The following is a 16858-nucleotide window of genomic DNA, read 5'->3' on the forward strand; positions in this document are numbered from 1 at the left end:
CGCGGCCGGGCGGCGCGCCGCGCGTAATCGCGGATGGCTCAATGCGCCTGGGTCGTGGCAAACTGCCGGTATGACTCCCTCCTTGCCATGAAAGCCAGCCTTCAACTCCGCCTGTCGCAACATCTTGCGCTGACGCCTCAGCTGCAGCAGTCGATCCGGCTCCTGCAGTTGTCGACGCTCGAATTGCAGCAGGAAGTCGCGATGGCCGTCGCGCAGAACCCACTACTCGAGAACGACGACGAATGGATCGCCAGCCCGCTGCGCGTCGCGGCGGACGGATCGCTGATCGCGCAGACGCCGCCCGCACAGAACACCGAGCCCACCGCGACCAACGGCAGCAGCACGTCCAGCGATCGCGCCGAGCGCGACGAGCCGGCCGGCGCCGACGAATACGACGGCTACGGGTCCGGTGACGGCAACGACGGCCCGCAGTGGAATCTCGACGAATACGGCCGCTCGAGCGGCGCGTCCGACGACGACGACCTGCCGCCGCTGCAGGTGCAGGAAGCCGCGACGTCGCTGCGCGATCATCTCTCGGCGCAGTTGCGCGTCACGCAGGCCGGCCCGCGCGATCGCGCGCTCGTGATGTTCCTGATCGAATCGCTCGACGACGACGGCTACCTGACCGCCACGCTCGACGAAGTGCTCGCCGACCTGCCGCCCGAACTGGAAATCGACGGCGACGAACTGAATGCGGCGCTCGCGCTGCTGCACAGCTTCGACCCGGCCGGCGTCGGCGCGCGCTCGGCCTCCGAATGCCTGAAGCTGCAGCTGCTGCGGCTCGATCCGTCCCCCACGCGCACGCTCGCGCTCGAGATCGTGTCGCAGCATCTCGAACTGCTCGCCGCACGCGACTTCACACGGTTGCGCAAGCACCTGAAGGCGAGCGACGACGCGCTGCGCGACGCGCACGCGCTGATCCGCTCGCTGGAGCCGTTCCCCGGCGCCGCCTACGGCAAGGCCGAGGCCGACTACGTCGTGCCCGACATCATCGTGAAGAAGGCCGGCCAGGGATGGCTCGCTGAGCTCAATCCGGAGGTCGTGCCGCGCCTGCGGATCAACAACCTGTACGCGAACATCCTGCGCAACAGCCGCGGCGATCCGTCGGCCGGATCGTTGAAGCAGCAGCTCCAGGAAGCACGCTGGTTGATCAAGAACATCCAGCAGCGTTTCGACACGATCCTGCGTGTCGCGCAGGCTATTGTCGAGCGTCAGAAGAATTTCTTTGCGCACGGTGAAATTGCCATGCGCCCCTTGGTTTTGCGGGAAATAGCTGATACGCTGGGCCTACACGAGTCGACTGTCAGCCGTGTGACAACCGGGAAGTACATGCTGACCCCGTTCGGGACGCTTGAATTTAAGTACTTCTTCGGATCTCACGTCTCGACCGACACCGGTGGCGCCGCCTCGTCGACCGCCATCCGAGCCCTCATCAAGCAACTGATAGGAGCTGAAGACCCAAAATCGCCACTTTCGGACAGCCGCATTGCCGAGCTGCTGGCAGAACAGGGTTTCGTGGTCGCGCGCCGCACGGTTGCGAAATATCGCGAAGCCCTCAAGATCCCGGCAGTGAATCTGCGCAAGTCTCTTTAAGCCTGCTGCCTGCCCGGCGGCAGGCGTGTCCCGGCCACCGCGCACACGGGGAACAGGCCGGACGATCTGTCCGCGATACGCCGCTTCGTGCGGCACGGGCAAGTCGACCGGAGCGCCGCCTTGATGCGGCCGGGTAGCCACTCGCTTGGAGAAGCACTATGAACCTGAAGATCAGTGGACATCATCTCGAAGTCACGCCTGCAATTCGCGAATACGTGATCACCAAGCTGGACCGGGTGCTACGGCATAGCGATCAGGTGATCGATGGCACTGTGATCCTCTCGGTCGACAACCACAAGGAAAAGGACAAGCAGCAGCGCGCGGAAATCAACCTGCACCTGAAGGGCAAGGACATCTTCGTCGAAAGCGCGAACGGCAACCTGTACGCCGCGATCGATCTGCTGATCGACAAGCTGGATCGCCAGGTCGTCAAGCACATGGAGCGCCTGCAAACGCACGCGCACGACCCGATCAAGCTTCAGCCGTCGATCGATCAGATCGAGCTGCCGCCGCAATAACCGTCACCGCAACACGCACGCCGCCCGGTTCGCCGGGCGTTTTTTTTGCCACTCCACGCGGAGGTGCAACCGGTCCGTCCGTGCTGCGCCACGCACGCGGCTGTGCTCTATAATGTTCCGGTTATCGCCGGGGGGTGTTGGATGCGGTAGCTGCGTTGCAGGTTGCCATGCCACATGCCTTGATATCGCCGAACATGGAAAATCAGTCCGCCGCCGCAAGGAGACCCCAGGCCGCCCAATCGCCTGCCAACATGAATCGCCTAGCCAAAATCCTGCCCATAGAGAACGTCGTCATCGACCTCTCGGTCACCAGCAAGAAACGCGTCTTCGAACAAGCCGGGCTGATGTTCGAGAATCAGAACGGCATCGGCCGCAGCACCGTCACGGACAACCTGTTCGCGCGCGAGCGCCTCGGTTCGACCGGGCTCGGCGAAGGTGTCGCGATTCCGCACGGCCGCATCAAGGGCCTCAAGCACCCGCTCGCCGCGTTCGTCCGCCTCGCCGATGCGATCCCGTTCGAAGCGCCCGACGGCCAGCCGGTCGGCCTCCTGATCTTCCTGCTCGTCCCCGAGCAAGCCACCCAGCAGCACCTCGAGATCCTGTCGGAAATCGCGCAACTGCTGTCCGATCGCGACGCACGCGAGCGTCTGCACAACGAAACGGATATCGCCGAGTTGCATCGCCTGCTCACTCAGTGGCAACCTTGAGTTGTTCCGGGCGGAATATTTCCCCGTACGAGGCGGCCCATGCCGCCGTCCAGGGCCGCCCGGCGCCGGCCCGGCATGGCGACGTCCGTCGCCGCGCGCCCGCACCGGCCCATTGGAGTGACGAGAGTCATGGATACGTCCAGCATCAACGCCCAGAGCATCTTCGACGACAACGCAGCCACGCTGAAACTGAGCTGGCTGACGGGGCATGAAGGCTGGGAACGCGGCTTTTCGGCCGACACGGTCGGCAACGCAACGTCGAGCGCCGACCTCGTCGGCCACCTGAACCTGATCCACCCGAACCGGATCCAGGTGCTCGGCGAAGCCGAAATCGACTACTACCAGCGCCAGACCGACGAAGACCGTTCGCGCCACATGGCCGAGCTGATCGCGCTCGAACCGCCGTTCCTCGTCGTCGCCGGCGGTGCCGCGGCGCCGCCCGAACTGGTGCTGCGCTGCACGCGCTCGTCCACCCCGCTGTTCACGACGCCGATGTCGGCCGCCGCCGTGATCGACAGCCTGCGGCTCTACATGTCGCGCATCCTCGCGCCGCGCGCGACGCTGCACGGCGTGTTCCTCGACATTCTCGGGATGGGCGTGCTGCTGACCGGCGATTCGGGCCTCGGCAAGAGCGAACTCGGCCTCGAGCTGATCAGCCGCGGGCACGGCCTCGTCGCCGACGACGCGGTCGATTTCGTCCGTCTTGGCCCCGATTTCGTCGAAGGGCGCTGCCCGCCGCTGCTGCAGAACCTGCTCGAAGTGCGCGGCCTCGGCCTGCTCGACATCAAGACGATCTTCGGCGAAACCGCCGTGCGGCGGAAAATGAAGCTGAAGCTGATCGTTCAGCTCGTGCGGCGCCCCGACGGCGAATTCCAGCGCCTGCCGCTCGAAAGCCAGACCGTCGACGTGCTCGGGTTGCCGATCAGCAAGGTCACGATCCAGGTTGCGGCCGGCCGCAACCTCGCGGTGCTCGTCGAGGCGGCCGTCCGGAACACGATCCTGCAGTTGCGCGGAATCGACACGTTGCGCGATTTCATGGATCGGCAACGACTCGCGATGCAAGATCCCGACAGTCAGTTCCCCGGCAAACTGGTGTAACCCGCACGCGCCGGCCGCGCAACGCCGACGCGTCGAGCCGGTGCTATGATGAAACGTCAGGATTCTCTGTTCCCATGCGCATCGTCCTCATCACCGGCATCTCCGGCTCAGGCAAGTCCGTCGCGCTGAACGCGCTCGAAGACGCAGGCTATTACTGCGTCGACAACCTGCCGCCGCACGTGCTCCCCGAACTCGCCCGCTACCTCGCGCAGGACGGCCAGCGCCGGCTCGCGGTCGCGATCGACGCGCGCTCGAGCGCGTCGCTCGACGAAATGCCCGGGCTGATCCGCGAGCTGTCCCGCGAGCACGACGTGCGCGTACTGTTCCTCAACGCGAGCACCCAGGCGCTGATCCAGCGCTTCTCCGAAACGCGCCGCCGCCATCCGTTGTCCGGCTCGCGGTCGCACGATGCGGACGTCGGCCTGCTGTCGTCGCTCGAGGAAGCGATCGAGCGCGAGCGCGAACTCGTCGCGCCGCTCGCCGAATTCGGCCACCAGATCGATACCAGCACGCTGCGCGCGAACGCGCTGCGCACCTGGGTCAAGCGCTTCATCGAGCAAAAGAACAACGACCTGATGGTGATGTTCGAATCGTTCGGCTTCAAGCGCGGCGTGCCGCTTGACGCCGATCTGATGTTCGACGTGCGCGCGCTGCCGAATCCGTACTACGACCACCAGTTGCGCCCGCTCACCGGGCTCGACCAGCCGGTCATCGCCTTTCTCGACGCACTGCCGATCGTCCATCAGATGATCGACGACATCCATGCGTTCCTGATGAAATGGCTGCCGCACTTCCGCGATGACAACCGCAGCTACCTGACCGTCGCCATCGGCTGCACGGGCGGCCAGCATCGCTCGGTGTTCATCGCGGAAACGCTCGCCGCGCGCCTCGCGCGCGACGCGAACGTGATCGTGCGGCATCGTGACGCGCCAGTGGATGTCGACGCGTCGTCGCGGCTCGTCTCCGAGGTCGACCGACCCTAGCGACACCCGCCCCCACGCCCGCGCGCCATGTCCTCCCTATCGACCACCCTGATCGACCTGCCGCTGTTTCCGCTGCACACGGTGCTGTTTCCCGGAGGGCTGCTCCCGCTCAAGGTGTTCGAGGCGCGCTATCTCGACATGTCGCGCGCATGCCTGCGCGACGACGCACCGTTCGGCGTGTGCCTGCTGAAGAGCGGGCCCGAAGTCGCGCAGGACGGCGCGGTGTCGGTGCCCGAAACCATCGGCTGCATGGCGCGCATCACCGAATGCGATACCGGCGAATTCGGGATGCTGTATCTGCAGGCGGTCGGCACGCAGCGTTTCGAGCTGCTGTCGTATCGCGTCGAAGGCAACGGGCTGCTGGTCGGCATCGCGGAGCCGCTGCCCGACGACATCCCGCTCGAAGGCGAACAGGCACTCGCCCAGTTCGGCTCGTGCGCCGAGGTACTCGAGCGCATCATCGACGCGCTGAAGAAGTCCGATCCGGAGAAGATGCCGTTCGGCGAACCGTTCCGCCTCGACGATCCGAGCTGGGTGTCGAACCGCCTCGCCGAGCTGCTGCCGCTCGACCTGCGCGCGCGGCAGAAGCTGATGGAGTTTCCGGACGTCGGCGCGCGCATCGACGCCGTGCACCACGTACTCGACCGGCACGGCTGGCTGTAACTGCCGCGCCTGAGCCGCCGCGCATCGCGTGCCGCGTGCGCCCGACAACCTCTCCTGCGCGCGGCCACCCGGCACCTTCCCGAACGCGGCCGGCGCCGCGCCCTTCCCCGTTCGTTACAGCAGCGGCCCGCTCAGCGCATCGAGCAGCTTGCGCACGGGCGCCGGCACGCCGTACGCGTCGAGCCGGCTCAGCGGCACCCATGCGGTGTCCGCGTCGCGCGCCTGCGACGGCAGGCCACCGCCGTCCGCCAGATCGCTCAGCCGCGGCTCGATCTCGAGCCGGAAATGCGTGAACGTATGCGTGAGCGGCGCGAGCGGCACCGTGCCGCCGCCACCGAAGCCGCGTGCAAGCTCCGCGAGCGCGGCATCGCCGTCCGCTTGCGGCAGGCTCCACAGCCCGCCCCAGATCCCGGTCGGCGGCCGTCGCTCGAGCAGCACGGCGTCGCCGTCGCGCAGCACGAGCATCCAGGTCTTGCGCGTCGGCACGGCCTTCTTGGGCCGCGCGGCCGGCAGTTCGCGCTGGCGGCCGGTCGATTGCGCGACGCAGTCGCCCGCGAACGGGCAGCGCGCGCAGTCGGGCTTGCCGCGCACGCACAGCGTCGCGCCCAGATCCATCAGCCCCTGCGTATACGCGCTCACGTCGGCCGGGTTCGCGGCATCGGGCAGCAGCGATTCGGCGAGCGCCCACATGTCGTTCTCGACACGCTTCTCGCCCGGAAAGCCCTCGACGCCGAATACCCGCGCAAGCACGCGCTTCACGTTGCCGTCGAGGATCGTCGCGCGCGCACCGTACGCAAACGACGCGATCGCGGCGGCCGTCGAACGGCCGATGCCCGGCAGTTCGGCCAGCGCGTCGGGCGTCGCCGGAAACACGCCGCCGTGTTCGGCGACGACGACCTGCGCGCAGCGGTGCAGGTTGCGCGCGCGCGAGTAGTAGCCAAGGCCCGCCCACAGCGCCATCACGTCGTCGCTCGGCGCGGCCGCGAGCGCGGCGACGTCCGGGAAGCGGTCGAGAAAGCGCGTGTAATACGGAATGACGGTCGATACCTGCGTCTGCTGCAGCATGATTTCCGACAGCCAGATCCGGTACGGATCGCGGGTGTTCTGCCATGGCAGGTCATGGCGGCCATGCGCGCGCTGCCACGCGACGAGACGCGTGGCGAACGTGCGGTGCAGCGGCGTGACGGGGAACGGAGCGGGGGCGATGCGGGGCGGCTTCAAGTTATCGAATTGTGGAAAAGGGTTTCAACGCTGGCACGTCGGGCAGAAATAGGTCGACCGCTGGCCCTGCACGATCTGGCGAACCGGCGTGCCGCAAACGCGGCACGGCTGGCCGGCACGATCGTAGACGAAGCAGTCGAGCTGGAAGTAGCCGCTTTCGCCGTTGCTGCCGACGAAATCGCGCAATGTACTGCCGCCGCGCTCGATCGCGTCGGCGAGCGTCGCGCGCACCGCGTCGGCCAGCCGCTCGTAGCGCGGCAGTGAAACCTTGCCGGCGGCCGTCGTCGGCCGGATGCCGGCGCGAAACAGGCTCTCCGACGCATAGATGTTGCCGACACCGACGACCATGTCGCCCGCGAGCAGCGCCTGCTTGACCGACACCGTGCGGCCGCGCGTACGCGCATGCAGCAGCGCGCCGGTGAACGCCGGCGAGAACGGCTCGACGCCGAGGCTCGCGAGGAGCGGATGCGCATGCACGTCGCCTGCTTCGCGCGGGTGCCACAGCACGGCGCCGAAGCGGCGCGGATCGCGGAAGCGCAGCACGAATTCGTCGAAGATCCAGTCGATGTGGTCGTGCTTCGCGGCGACCGGCACGCCGGCCGCGGGCAGCACGCGCAGCGTGCCCGTCATCCCGAGATGGACGATGAACCAGCCCGCATCGACTTCGAACAGCAGGTACTTGCCGCGGCGCTCGACGGCGAGCACCTCGCGCGCGCGCAACTGCTCGGCGAGCCCCGCCGGCACGGGCCAGCGCAGCATCGCGGTACGGACGTCGACACGCTCGACGCGGCGGCCCGCGACAAAGGGCTCGATGCCCCGGCGCGTGACTTCGACTTCTGGCAACTCTGGCATGTTTTGCGGGTCTGAGGCTACGGTCTGTTTACAGGGTGAACGCGCATGCGGCGCCACGAGAACGGCCGTTCTCGCGGCAACCCCGAATGAAACACGGGAATGCCCGAAATCGCCCGTCTGGCAGCACGCGAGGCGGGCGATTTCGGGCATTCGCATGGGGGTTCCACAGGTAAGCGGACCCTATCACGATCGTGCGTGTATTGTAGCGAGCGCGTTACAATCGGTTGAAACATCGAACGGATTTCCATGACCCTGCCCTCGAAGCTGCTTCAGGAGCGCCCCGCCGCCGTGCGCGGCGCGCGCGCCTTCCCGGTCCGCCGTGCACTCGGTGCCGCGCTGTTTGCCGTCTGGACCCTCACCGCCTTTCCGGCCCACGCGCAGGATCCGGCATCGGACGATGCGGAGCCGCAGGGTGCGTTCGAGCATGTGATGCCGGACGAGCAGAAAAATCTCCCCGGCGTGCCGCTGACGAGCCAGATCGTCTACCAGGTGCTCGCCGCCGAGGTCGCGCTCCAGCGCAACCAGCCGGCGCCGGCCTACCAGACCTACCTCGCGCTGGCCCGCGACACGCGCGATCCGCGCATGGCGCAGCGCGCGACCGAAATCGCGCTCGGCGCGCAGAGCCCGGCCGACGCGCTGTCCGCCGCGAACCTGTGGCGTCAGTACGCACCGGATTCGAACCGGGCGTCGCAGGTCGACGCCGCGCTGCTGGTGCTCGCCGGCAAGCCGGCCGACGCGCAGCCGATGCTCGCGCGCGAGCTGGCCCGCGCGACCGGCGACACGCGCGGCCCGGCGATCCTCGCGCTGCAGGCGCTGCTCGTGCGCGGCCCCGACCGCGTCGGCGGCCTCGCGGTGCTGAAGGACATGCTGAAGAACGACATGAATCGCCCCGAGGCGCAGCTCGCGATCGCGCGGCAGCAGCTCGCGGTCGACGACAAGGACGGTGCCGCGCAGTCGCTGAAGCAGGCGCTGCAGATCCGCCCCGACTACCTGCCGGCAGCGTTGATGCTGTCGCAGATGGGGCCGGCGGAACGTGCGGCGGGCATCGCGTCGTTCGAGAAGTACGTTCAGCAGAATCCGAAGTCGCGCGACGCGCGGCTGGCGCTGTCGCAGCTCTATCTCGCCGACGATCGCCTCGACGATGCGCAAAAGCAGTTCGAGACGATGCGCAAGCTCGACGCGAAGGACCCGACGCCGTTGATGGCGCTCGCGCTGATCAAGATCCAGCAGAAGAAACTCGACGAGGCGACCGGCTACCTGAAGCAGTACGTGCAGCTCGGCGACAAGCAGCCGAACCTCGACGTCGGCCAGGGCTACATCTACCTCGCGCAGATCGCGATCGACCAGAACAACGACGCGCAGGCGTCGCAATGGCTCGACAAGGTCGACCAGACGAGCCAGCACTACCTGCCCGCGCAAATCACGCGCGCGCAGCTGCTGCAGAAACAGGGCAAGACCGACGAGGCGCGCAAGGTGCTCGACAACCTGCCGATCTCGGATCCGCGCGATGCGGCCGTGGTGGCGCGCACCGATGCGTCGATCCTGTTCACGGCGAAGCGCTATCCGGAAGCGGAGGCGCGGCTCGGGCAGGCCGTCCAGGACTTCCCGGACGACCCCGACCTGCGCTACGACTACGCGATGGCGGCCGAAAAGACCGGCCACTACGCGACGATGGAAAAGCAACTGCGCGAGCTGATCCGTACGCAGCCCGACAACCCGCAGGCCTACAACGCGCTCGGCTATTCGCTCGCCGATCGCAACCAGCGCCTGCCCGAGGCCAGCAAGCTGATCGACAAGGCGATGGCGCTCGCGCCGAACGACGCGTACATCATGGACAGCCTCGGCTGGGTGAAGTACCGGATGGGCGACACGGCCGGGGCGACGAAGGTGCTGCAGCGTGCATACGAACTGCAGCCGAACGCCGAAATCGGCGCGCATCTCGGCGAAGTGCTGTGGAAGAGCGGCGCGCAGGACGACGCGCGCAACGCGTGGCGTGCCGCGCAGAAGCTCGAGCCCGACAACGAAACGCTCGTGCAGACGCTGAAACGCCTGCAGATCAACGGCCTCTGATGCAGATGTTCCCGATGTTTTCCCTGTCCTCCCGCGCGCAGCGCACGCTGGCCGCGGCCGGCGCGGCGCTCGCGCTCGCCGGCTGCGCGAGCACGCCGCCGTCGGCCAATGCGCCGACTGGCGCCGTACTGCAAACGGCCGCAACGCATGCCTACCATGGCCGCTTCGCGGTGCGCTACGACGATCGTCTCGGCAACCCGCAGAACGTGTACGGCAACTTCGACTGGCAGGAGCACGGCGACGACGTGTCGCTCGAGCTGCGCAGCCCGCTCGGCCAGACGCTCGCGGTCGTGAAGTCGACGCCGCGCGCGGCGTCGCTCGAATTGCCGAACCGGCCGACCCAATATGCGCCTGACGTCGGCGACCTGATGCAGAAGACGCTCGGCTTCGAGCTGCCGCTCGCGGGCCTGCGCTACTGGCTGCTGCCGACCGCCGCGCCCGCGACGCCCGCCGAAACCGTGCGCGACCCGGCCGACGGCACGCGCATCAAGCAATTGCGCCAGGACGGCTGGACGATCGACTACCTTGCCTACGCGGACGCCCCGGCCACGGGCGTCAAACGCGTCAACCTCGTGCGCGCGACGCCGCCGCTCGACATCAAGCTCGTGCTCGATCAGTGAGCACGCGCGCCTAGCCCCGATACCCGCATGACCGATTCGACCCGCTCGCTGCGCAACTGCCTGGCGCCCGCGAAACTCAACCTGTTCCTGCACATCACCGGCCGTCGTCCGAACGGCTATCACGATCTGCAGAGCGTATTCCAGCTGCTGAACTGGGGCGACACGCTGCACTTCACGCGGCGCAACGACGGCCGCGTCGCACGCGTCACCGACGTGCCCGGCGTGCCCGAGGAAAGCGATCTCGTCGTGCGCGCGGCCAACCTGCTGAAAGCGCATACGGGTACCGCGCACGGCGTCGACATCGAGATCGACAAGATCTTGCCGATGGGCGCCGGCCTCGGCGGCGGCAGCTCCGACGCGGCGACGACGCTGCTCGCGCTGAACCGCCTGTGGCAACTCGATTTGCCGCGCGCCGAGCTTCAGTCGCTCGCGGTCAAACTCGGTGCCGACGTCCCGTTTTTTATTTTTGGAAAAAATGCGTTCGCAGAGGGTATCGGAGAAGAATTAGCTGAGGTAGAATTGCCGACTCGCTGGTTCTTGGTTGTGACGCCACGCGTTCATGTCCCGACCGCTGAAATATTTTCAGATGAGTTGTTGACAAGAGATACGAAGCCCGTCACAATTGCTGACTTTCTTGCACAGCAAACCAGCGATGCGGAATGGCCAGATAGCTTCGGCCGGAACGATATGCAGGAAGTTGTAACAAGGAAGTACGCGGAAGTTGCGCAGGCGGTCAAATGGTTGTATGATGTGACCCCCGCGAGGATGACCGGCTCCGGAGCAAGCGTGTTTGCAGCGTTTCACAGCAAGCACGAGGCAGAAGCGGCGAAAGCCAAACTGCCCGCCAGTTGGAATGGCGCAGTTGCCGAGAGTCTGAACGAGCATCCGCTCTTCGCTTTCGCGTCATGAAGTTTTACTTTACCGAACGGCCTACACAAGTTCGGTGAAGTTATCAGTTAAGTGTAGGGGAGTCGCCAAGTTGGTCAAGGCACCGGATTTTGATTCCGGCATGCGAGGGTTCGAGTCCTTCCTCCCCTGCCAAAAATTTTCCCGCATTTCCCGCCCAAGCCTGAAGCAGGTGCACGATGAGCAGCCACAGCCATGATGGCCTGATGGTCTTTACTGGCAACGCGAATCCCGCGCTCGCCCAGGAAGTCGTCAATATCCTTGGTATCCCCCTCGGCAAAGCAATGGTCAGCCGTTTCTCCGACGGCGAGATCCAGGTCGAGATCCAGGAAAACGTGCGCGGCAAGGACGTCTTCGTCCTGCAATCCACGTGCGCACCGGCGAACGACAACCTGATGGAACTGATGATCATGGTCGATGCGCTCAAGCGCGCATCCGCTGGCCGGATCACCGCTGCCATCCCCTACTTCGGCTATGCGCGTCAGGATCGTCGCCCGCGTTCGGCGCGCGTCGCGATCTCGGCGAAGATCGTCGCGAACATGCTGGAAATCGCCGGCGTCGAGCGGATCATCACGATGGATCTGCACGCCGACCAGATTCAGGGCTTCTTCGACATCCCGGTCGACAACATCTACGCGACGCCGATCCTGCTGGGCGACCTGCGCAAGCAGAACTACTCGGATCTGCTCGTCGTGTCGCCGGACGTCGGCGGCGTGGTGCGTGCCCGGGCACTCGCGAAGCAGCTGAACTGCGATCTCGCGATCATCGACAAGCGTCGCCCGAAGGCGAACGTCGCCGAAGTGATGAACATTATCGGTGAAGTCGAGGGCCGCACCTGCGTGATCATGGACGACATGGTCGATACGGCAGGCACGCTCTGCAAGGCTGCACAAGTGCTGAAGGAGCGCGGCGCGAAGCAGGTTTTTGCCTACGCGACGCACCCGGTGCTGTCGGGCGGCGCCGCCGAGCGTATCGCTGCATCGGAACTCGACGAGCTGGTCGTCACCGATACGATCCCGCTGTCGGCCGAATCGCTGGCGTGCTCGAAGATCCGCTCGCTGACGAGCGCGAGCCTGCTGGCCGAGACGTTCTCGCGGATTCGCCGCGGCGATTCGGTGATGTCGCTGTTCGCGGAATCCTGATCGCGAATCGACGGAACGAAGCATGCGCACAAAGCGAAGCGGCAACGCTTCGCTTTTTGCACAATCGGACGGGATAGACGAAACCCCGGCCGTTTCATCGGGGGCCGCTGATGGCCCCGTTTTACTGCCTGGTCGCGGGCAGCAAATGGAGAATCACATGAAAGTCGTCGCTTTCGAGCGCCAACAGCAAGGTACGGGTGCGAGCCGCCGCCTGCGCAACGCCGGTAAGACCACGGGTATCGTCTACGGTGGCGAAGCAGCCCCGCAAAAGATCGAACTGGATCACAACGCGCTGTGGCATGCACTGAAGAAGGAAGCCTTCCACTCGTCGATCCTCGACCTGGAAGTGGCTGGCCAGTCGCAACAGGTTCTGCTGCGCGACGTGCAATACCACCCGTTCAAGCAACTCGTGCTGCACGTTGACTTCCAGCGCGTCGACGCGAAGAAGAAGCTGCACACGAAGGCACCGCTGCACTTCCTGAACGCAGAAGTCAGCCCGGCCGTGAAGCTGTCGAGCGCGATCGTTTCGCACGTCGCGACGGAAATCGAAATCGAGTGCCTGCCGGCCGACCTGCCGGAGTTCCTCGAAGTCGACCTGTCGAAGATCGAAGCCGGTCAGTCGCTGCACGCGAAGGACATCGCACTGCCGAAGGGCGTCGCGCTGGTCGCGCACGTCGACGCGGAAAACCCGGTCATCGCTTCGGCGACGGTCCCGGCTGGCGCCGTGTCGGACGCAGCAGAAGGCGAAACGCCGGCTGCCTAAGCGGCTGCGTACGCGCCCCATCGATCCGTTTCACGAAACGGTCGACGCAACCCGCCGCGGCTTGCCCGGCGGGTTTTTCTTTTTCTGCGCCCAGGCGGCTGCCGCCGCCTTCGAAACGTCATGATCAAACTGATCGTCGGCCTCGGCAATCCCGGGGCGGAATACACCGCGACGCGCCACAACGCCGGCTTCTGGCTGATCGACCAGCTCGCCCGCGAAGCCGGCACGACGCTGCGCGACGAACGCCGCTTCCACGGCTTCTATGCGAAAGCGCGCCTGCATGGCGAGGAAGTTCATCTGCTCGAGCCGCAGACCTACATGAACCGCTCCGGCCAGTCGGTCGTCGCGCTCGCGCAATTCTTCAAGATCCTGCCCGACCAGATCCTCGTCGCGCACGACGAGCTCGACCTGCCGCCCGGCACCGTGAAGCTGAAGCTCGGCGGCGGCAGCGGCGGCCACAACGGCCTCAAGGACATCACCGCGCACCTGTCGTCGCAGCAATACTGGCGACTGCGGATCGGCATCGGCCATCCGCGCGACCTGATTCCGGAAAGCGCGCGCGCCGGCGCGAAGCCCGACGTCGCGAACTTCGTGCTGAAACCGCCGCGCCGCGAGGAACAGGACGTGATCGACGCCTCGATCGAACGCGCGCTTGCCGTGATGCCGATGGTCGTCAAGGGCGAACTCGACCGCGCGACGATGCAGCTGCATCGCAACTGACCGCACCCGCACCGGCCTGGTAGCGTCGGCCGGCCGGCGCAACCGGGCGGCCTCGCCCGCCCCACCGCGACGCGCACATGCGGTAATCTGGACGCTTTGCCCGACAGGAGCCAAGCGGTGAGCCGTTACTGGAGCGACGTCGTTCAGAAACTCGTGCCTTACGTGCCGGGCGAACAGCCCGCGCTCGCGCACCCCGTCAAGCTGAACACCAACGAGAATCCCTATCCGCCGTCGCCGCGTGTCGTCGCGGCAATCGCACGCGAACTCGGCGAGACCGGCGACACGCTGCGCCGCTATCCGGACCCGGTCGCGCGCGCACTGCGCGAGACGGTCGCGGCCCATCACCGCATCCAGCCCGAACAGGTGTTCGTCGGCAATGGCTCCGACGAGGTGCTCGCGCACGCGTTCCAGGCGCTGCTCAAGCACGACCGGCCGCTGCGCTTTCCCGACATCACGTACAGCTTCTACCCGACCTACGCGCGCCTGTACGGCGTCGCGACCACGGTCGTGCCGCTCGCGGACGATTTCTCGATCCGCGTCGACGACTATCTCGACGACGCCGGCGGCGTGCTGTTTCCGAACCCGAATGCACCGACCGGACGCGCGCTGCCGCTCGCGGACGTCGAGCGGATCGCGGCCGCGAATCCGTCGTCGGTGGTCGTGATCGACGAAGCGTACATCGATTTCGGCGCGCAGTCGGCCATTACGCTGATCGACCGTCATCCGAACCTGCTCGTCGTGCATACGACGTCGAAGGCGCGCTCGCTCGCGGGCATGCGCGTCGGCTTCGCGTTCGGCGACGCGGCGCTGATCGACGCGCTGAACCGCGTGAAAGACAGCTTCAACTCGTACCCGCTCGACCGGCTCGCGCAGGTCGCCGCGCAGGCCGCGTACGAAGACACCGACTATTTCAACGCCACCTGCCGGCGCGTGATCGACAGCCGGACGCGGCTCACGCATGCGCTCGACGCACTCGGCTTCGAGATCGTGCCGTCGGCCGCGAATTTCGTGTTCGCGCGCCATCCCGCGCACGACGCAAGCGCGATCGCGGCCAAGCTGAAGGAACGGGAAATTTTCGTGCGGCACTTCCGGCTGCCGCGGATCGACCAGCATCTGCGCATCACCGTCGGCACCGATGCCGAATGCGATGCGCTCGTCGCGGCGTTGCGCGAGCTGCTGGCCTGACACGGAAGAACCGGCGCCGAATGGCGCTGGGCAGAAAGCGCGACGCGCGCGCCACACAAAGCGCGCGTCAGCGCAGGATCACGACGCGTCGTCGCCCTTCACGGCGATCAACGCGTGGTACTTCTCCATCAATTGCGCGTGCGATTCGTCATGCTGCGGATCGCGCGGAATGCATTCGACCGGACACACCTGCTGGCACTGCGGTTCGTCGAAATGGCCGACGCACTCGGTGCACTTGTTCGGGTCGATCACGTAGATGTCCGGGCCCATCGAAATCGCGCCGTTCGGGCACTCGGGCTCGCACACGTCGCAATTGATGCACTCGTCGGTAATCATCAAAGCCATACTGATCTCACTTCTTCAGGCCGGCGGCCGGCTTCGCGATGAAACCGGCCGCGCCGCATCACGCGGCAGGGCCTCCCATCGCGGTGACCTTCTCGGTCAGCCACTTCTCGACGGACGGAAACACGAATTTGCTGACATCGCCGCCCAACTGCGCGATTTCGCGCACGATCGTCCCCGAGATGAACTGGTACTGATCGGACGGCGTCATGAACATCGTCTCGACGTCGGGCAGCAGATAGCGGTTCATCCCCGCCATCTGGAACTCGTATTCGAAATCGGACACGGCGCGCAGCCCGCGCACGATCACGCGCGCATTGTTGACGCGGACGAAATCCTTCAGGAGGCCGGTGAAACTCATCACCTTCACGTTCGGGTAATGGCCGAGCACCTCGTTCGCAATCGTCAGACGTTCCTCGAGCGAGAAAAACGGCTTTTTCGCGCGGCTGTCGGCAACGCCCACCACCAGCGTATCAAAAATGCTCGACGCACGCCGCACGAGGTCTTCGTGCCCGCGCGTCAGCGGATCGAACGTACCGGGATACACGGCGACTACCATGTCGCTCCTCCTGTCATCACGCAAACGGGATGGCAGCCGTGCGATGCACGCGCCGCTGCCGAGATGGGCATGCGTCGCCTTTGCGGCGCGCCGCCTCGTATGGAACGCGCATTATTCATCATTTTCGCGCCGCAGCAAATGATAGTGAACCGCACCGGCCTTGCCGTGCTTCACCACCTGCCAGCCCGCCAGCGCGTCGTGCGCGGCCGGGTCGAGTTCCGCCCCCGTTTCGACGTAGAGCGCGCCGCCCGCCGCGACGAGCGGTGCCGACAGCGCGATCGCGCGCTCGAGCGCGGCCAGGTCGTCGAACGGCGGATCGAGGAACACGACGTCGAACGCGCCCGGCGTGAGCCCGGCCGCGAGCCGCAGCGCATCGGCTTCGGCAACCTCGACCGAACGGGCGCCGAGCTTGTCCTTGATCGCACGCAGCTGCTGCGCGGCGCGCGGATGGCGCTCGACCATCACGACGCTCGCCGCGCCGCGCGACGCGGCTTCGAAGCCGAGCGCGCCGGTGCCCGCGAACAGGTCGAGGCAGCGCCGGCCTTCGAGATCCTGGCCGAGCCAGTTGAACAGCGTCTCGCGCACGCGATCGGGCGTCGGGCGCAGGCCGTCGAGATCGAGCACCGCGAGCGGCGTGCGTTTCCAGTCGCCGCCGATGATGCGGATCGTGTGCGGCTTGCCGCGACTGGAAGGGGCCGCGGGGCGGCCGGAAGAGGAACGGGACATACGGGATATCGACGACGGAGGGACCGGGCGCGCGCAGGGGCGCGCCGCCAAACAGGCGCACGTTACCACAGCGGCGACGCGCACTGACGCGAGGGTCACGCCGCACTGATAAAATGCACGGTTTCGGCCGCCGTGCGCCGCGCCCGCGCGAACGCAGAACGGCCCGTCCGGCGCCCCGCTCCCGGCGGCG

At 66.4% G+C, this 16858-nt stretch carries 18 protein-coding genes and 1 tRNA gene; 14 read left to right on the forward strand and 5 right to left on the reverse strand.

What is annotated here, in order from left to right; genetic code table 11:
- Positions 1 to 87: 87 nt before the first annotated feature.
- The 6 genes from JMF86_RS13885 (at position 88) to JMF86_RS13910 (ending at position 5562) form a co-directional block, all read left to right on the forward strand.
- Positions 88 to 1593: an RNA polymerase factor sigma-54 gene (locus JMF86_RS13885; protein WP_027810400.1), complete on the forward strand. Its 1506-nt coding sequence runs from the start codon at positions 88 to 90 to the stop codon at positions 1591 to 1593.
- 158 nt (positions 1594 to 1751) lie between these two features.
- A complete protein-coding gene (gene hpf / locus JMF86_RS13890) occupies positions 1752 to 2111 on the forward strand; it encodes a ribosome hibernation-promoting factor, HPF/YfiA family (RefSeq protein WP_006477786.1) in 360 nt (119 codons plus the stop codon).
- Between the two features lie 194 nt (positions 2112 to 2305).
- The gene (locus tag JMF86_RS13895) at positions 2306 to 2818 is read left to right on the forward strand and encodes a PTS sugar transporter subunit IIA (RefSeq protein ID WP_027806888.1); all 513 of its coding nucleotides are present in this window, start codon (positions 2306 to 2308) and stop codon (positions 2816 to 2818) included.
- 129 nt (positions 2819 to 2947) lie between these two features.
- Positions 2948 to 3916, forward strand: a complete 969-nt coding sequence (gene hprK / locus JMF86_RS13900) for an HPr(Ser) kinase/phosphatase (protein WP_006483133.1) — start codon at positions 2948 to 2950, stop codon at positions 3914 to 3916.
- A 74-nt stretch (positions 3917 to 3990) separates the two neighbouring features.
- Positions 3991 to 4899 (forward strand): RNase adapter RapZ, encoded by a 909-nt coding sequence (gene rapZ, locus JMF86_RS13905; protein WP_006477783.1) that lies wholly within the window; start codon positions 3991 to 3993, stop codon positions 4897 to 4899.
- A 27-nt stretch (positions 4900 to 4926) separates the two neighbouring features.
- Complete coding sequence (locus JMF86_RS13910; protein WP_011546241.1) at positions 4927 to 5562, forward strand: LON peptidase substrate-binding domain-containing protein; 636 nt, start codon at positions 4927 to 4929, stop codon at positions 5560 to 5562.
- A 114-nt stretch (positions 5563 to 5676) separates the two neighbouring features.
- On the opposite strand, the gene mutY is transcribed toward JMF86_RS13910, so the two are convergent.
- On the reverse strand, positions 5677 to 6783 hold the full coding sequence (gene mutY / locus JMF86_RS13915) for an A/G-specific adenine glycosylase (protein WP_011546242.1): 1107 nt from the start codon (positions 6781 to 6783) through the stop codon (positions 5677 to 5679).
- A gap of 24 nt (positions 6784 to 6807) precedes the next feature.
- Positions 6808 to 7635, reverse strand: coding sequence for a bifunctional DNA-formamidopyrimidine glycosylase/DNA-(apurinic or apyrimidinic site) lyase (mutM, locus tag JMF86_RS13920; protein ID WP_011546243.1), 828 nt, complete (start codon positions 7633 to 7635; stop codon positions 6808 to 6810).
- A 246-nt stretch (positions 7636 to 7881) separates the two neighbouring features.
- Between mutM and JMF86_RS13925 the strand changes: the two genes are divergently transcribed.
- The 8 genes from JMF86_RS13925 (at position 7882) to hisC (ending at position 15041) form a co-directional block, all read left to right on the forward strand.
- On the forward strand, positions 7882 to 9705 hold the full coding sequence (locus JMF86_RS13925) for a tetratricopeptide repeat protein (protein ID WP_054928052.1): 1824 nt from the start codon (positions 7882 to 7884) through the stop codon (positions 9703 to 9705).
- A complete protein-coding gene (gene lolB, locus JMF86_RS13930) occupies positions 9705 to 10325 on the forward strand; it encodes a lipoprotein insertase outer membrane protein LolB (protein ID WP_011546245.1) in 621 nt (206 codons plus the stop codon). Before JMF86_RS13925 ends, lolB begins: the two co-directional genes overlap by 1 nt.
- 27 nt (positions 10326 to 10352) lie before the next feature.
- Complete coding sequence (ispE, locus tag JMF86_RS13935; protein WP_054928053.1) at positions 10353 to 11234, forward strand: 4-(cytidine 5'-diphospho)-2-C-methyl-D-erythritol kinase; 882 nt, start codon at positions 10353 to 10355, stop codon at positions 11232 to 11234.
- 55 nt (positions 11235 to 11289) lie between these two features.
- Positions 11290 to 11366: transfer RNA gene (locus JMF86_RS13940), tRNA-Gln, on the forward strand.
- Positions 11367 to 11410: 44 nt separating this feature from the next.
- The gene (locus tag JMF86_RS13945) at positions 11411 to 12373 is read left to right on the forward strand and encodes a ribose-phosphate pyrophosphokinase (protein ID WP_011694406.1); all 963 of its coding nucleotides are present in this window, start codon (positions 11411 to 11413) and stop codon (positions 12371 to 12373) included.
- Between the two features lie 157 nt (positions 12374 to 12530).
- Positions 12531 to 13136 carry a 50S ribosomal protein L25/general stress protein Ctc gene (locus JMF86_RS13950; RefSeq protein WP_011546248.1) on the forward strand — a complete coding sequence of 202 codons (606 nt, stop codon included), beginning with the start codon at positions 12531 to 12533 and terminating at the stop codon, positions 13134 to 13136.
- Between the two features lie 120 nt (positions 13137 to 13256).
- Positions 13257 to 13856 (forward strand): aminoacyl-tRNA hydrolase, encoded by a 600-nt coding sequence (pth, locus tag JMF86_RS13955; protein WP_006477776.1) that lies wholly within the window; start codon positions 13257 to 13259, stop codon positions 13854 to 13856.
- Between the two features lie 117 nt (positions 13857 to 13973).
- The gene (gene hisC, locus JMF86_RS13960; protein WP_054928054.1) at positions 13974 to 15041 is read left to right on the forward strand and encodes a histidinol-phosphate transaminase; all 1068 of its coding nucleotides are present in this window, start codon (positions 13974 to 13976) and stop codon (positions 15039 to 15041) included.
- Positions 15042 to 15119: 78 nt separating this feature from the next.
- Here the strand turns inward: hisC and JMF86_RS13965 are convergent, their stop codons facing one another.
- From JMF86_RS13965 to rsmD, 3 genes are all read right to left on the reverse strand, one after another.
- Positions 15120 to 15386 (reverse strand): YfhL family 4Fe-4S dicluster ferredoxin, encoded by a 267-nt coding sequence (locus tag JMF86_RS13965; protein WP_006477774.1) that lies wholly within the window; start codon positions 15384 to 15386, stop codon positions 15120 to 15122.
- Positions 15387 to 15444: 58 nt separating this feature from the next.
- On the reverse strand, positions 15445 to 15942 hold the full coding sequence (gene coaD, locus JMF86_RS13970) for a pantetheine-phosphate adenylyltransferase (protein WP_006477773.1): 498 nt from the start codon (positions 15940 to 15942) through the stop codon (positions 15445 to 15447).
- 111 nt (positions 15943 to 16053) lie between these two features.
- Positions 16054 to 16668: a 16S rRNA (guanine(966)-N(2))-methyltransferase RsmD gene (gene rsmD, locus JMF86_RS13975; RefSeq protein WP_054928055.1), complete on the reverse strand. Its 615-nt coding sequence runs from the start codon at positions 16666 to 16668 to the stop codon at positions 16054 to 16056.
- Positions 16669 to 16858: the final 190 nt, after the last annotated feature.

The organism is Burkholderia sp. E168m15 (assembly GCF_016586105.1).
Classification (GTDB): Bacteria; Pseudomonadota; Gammaproteobacteria; order Burkholderiales; family Burkholderiaceae; genus Burkholderia; species Burkholderia orbicola.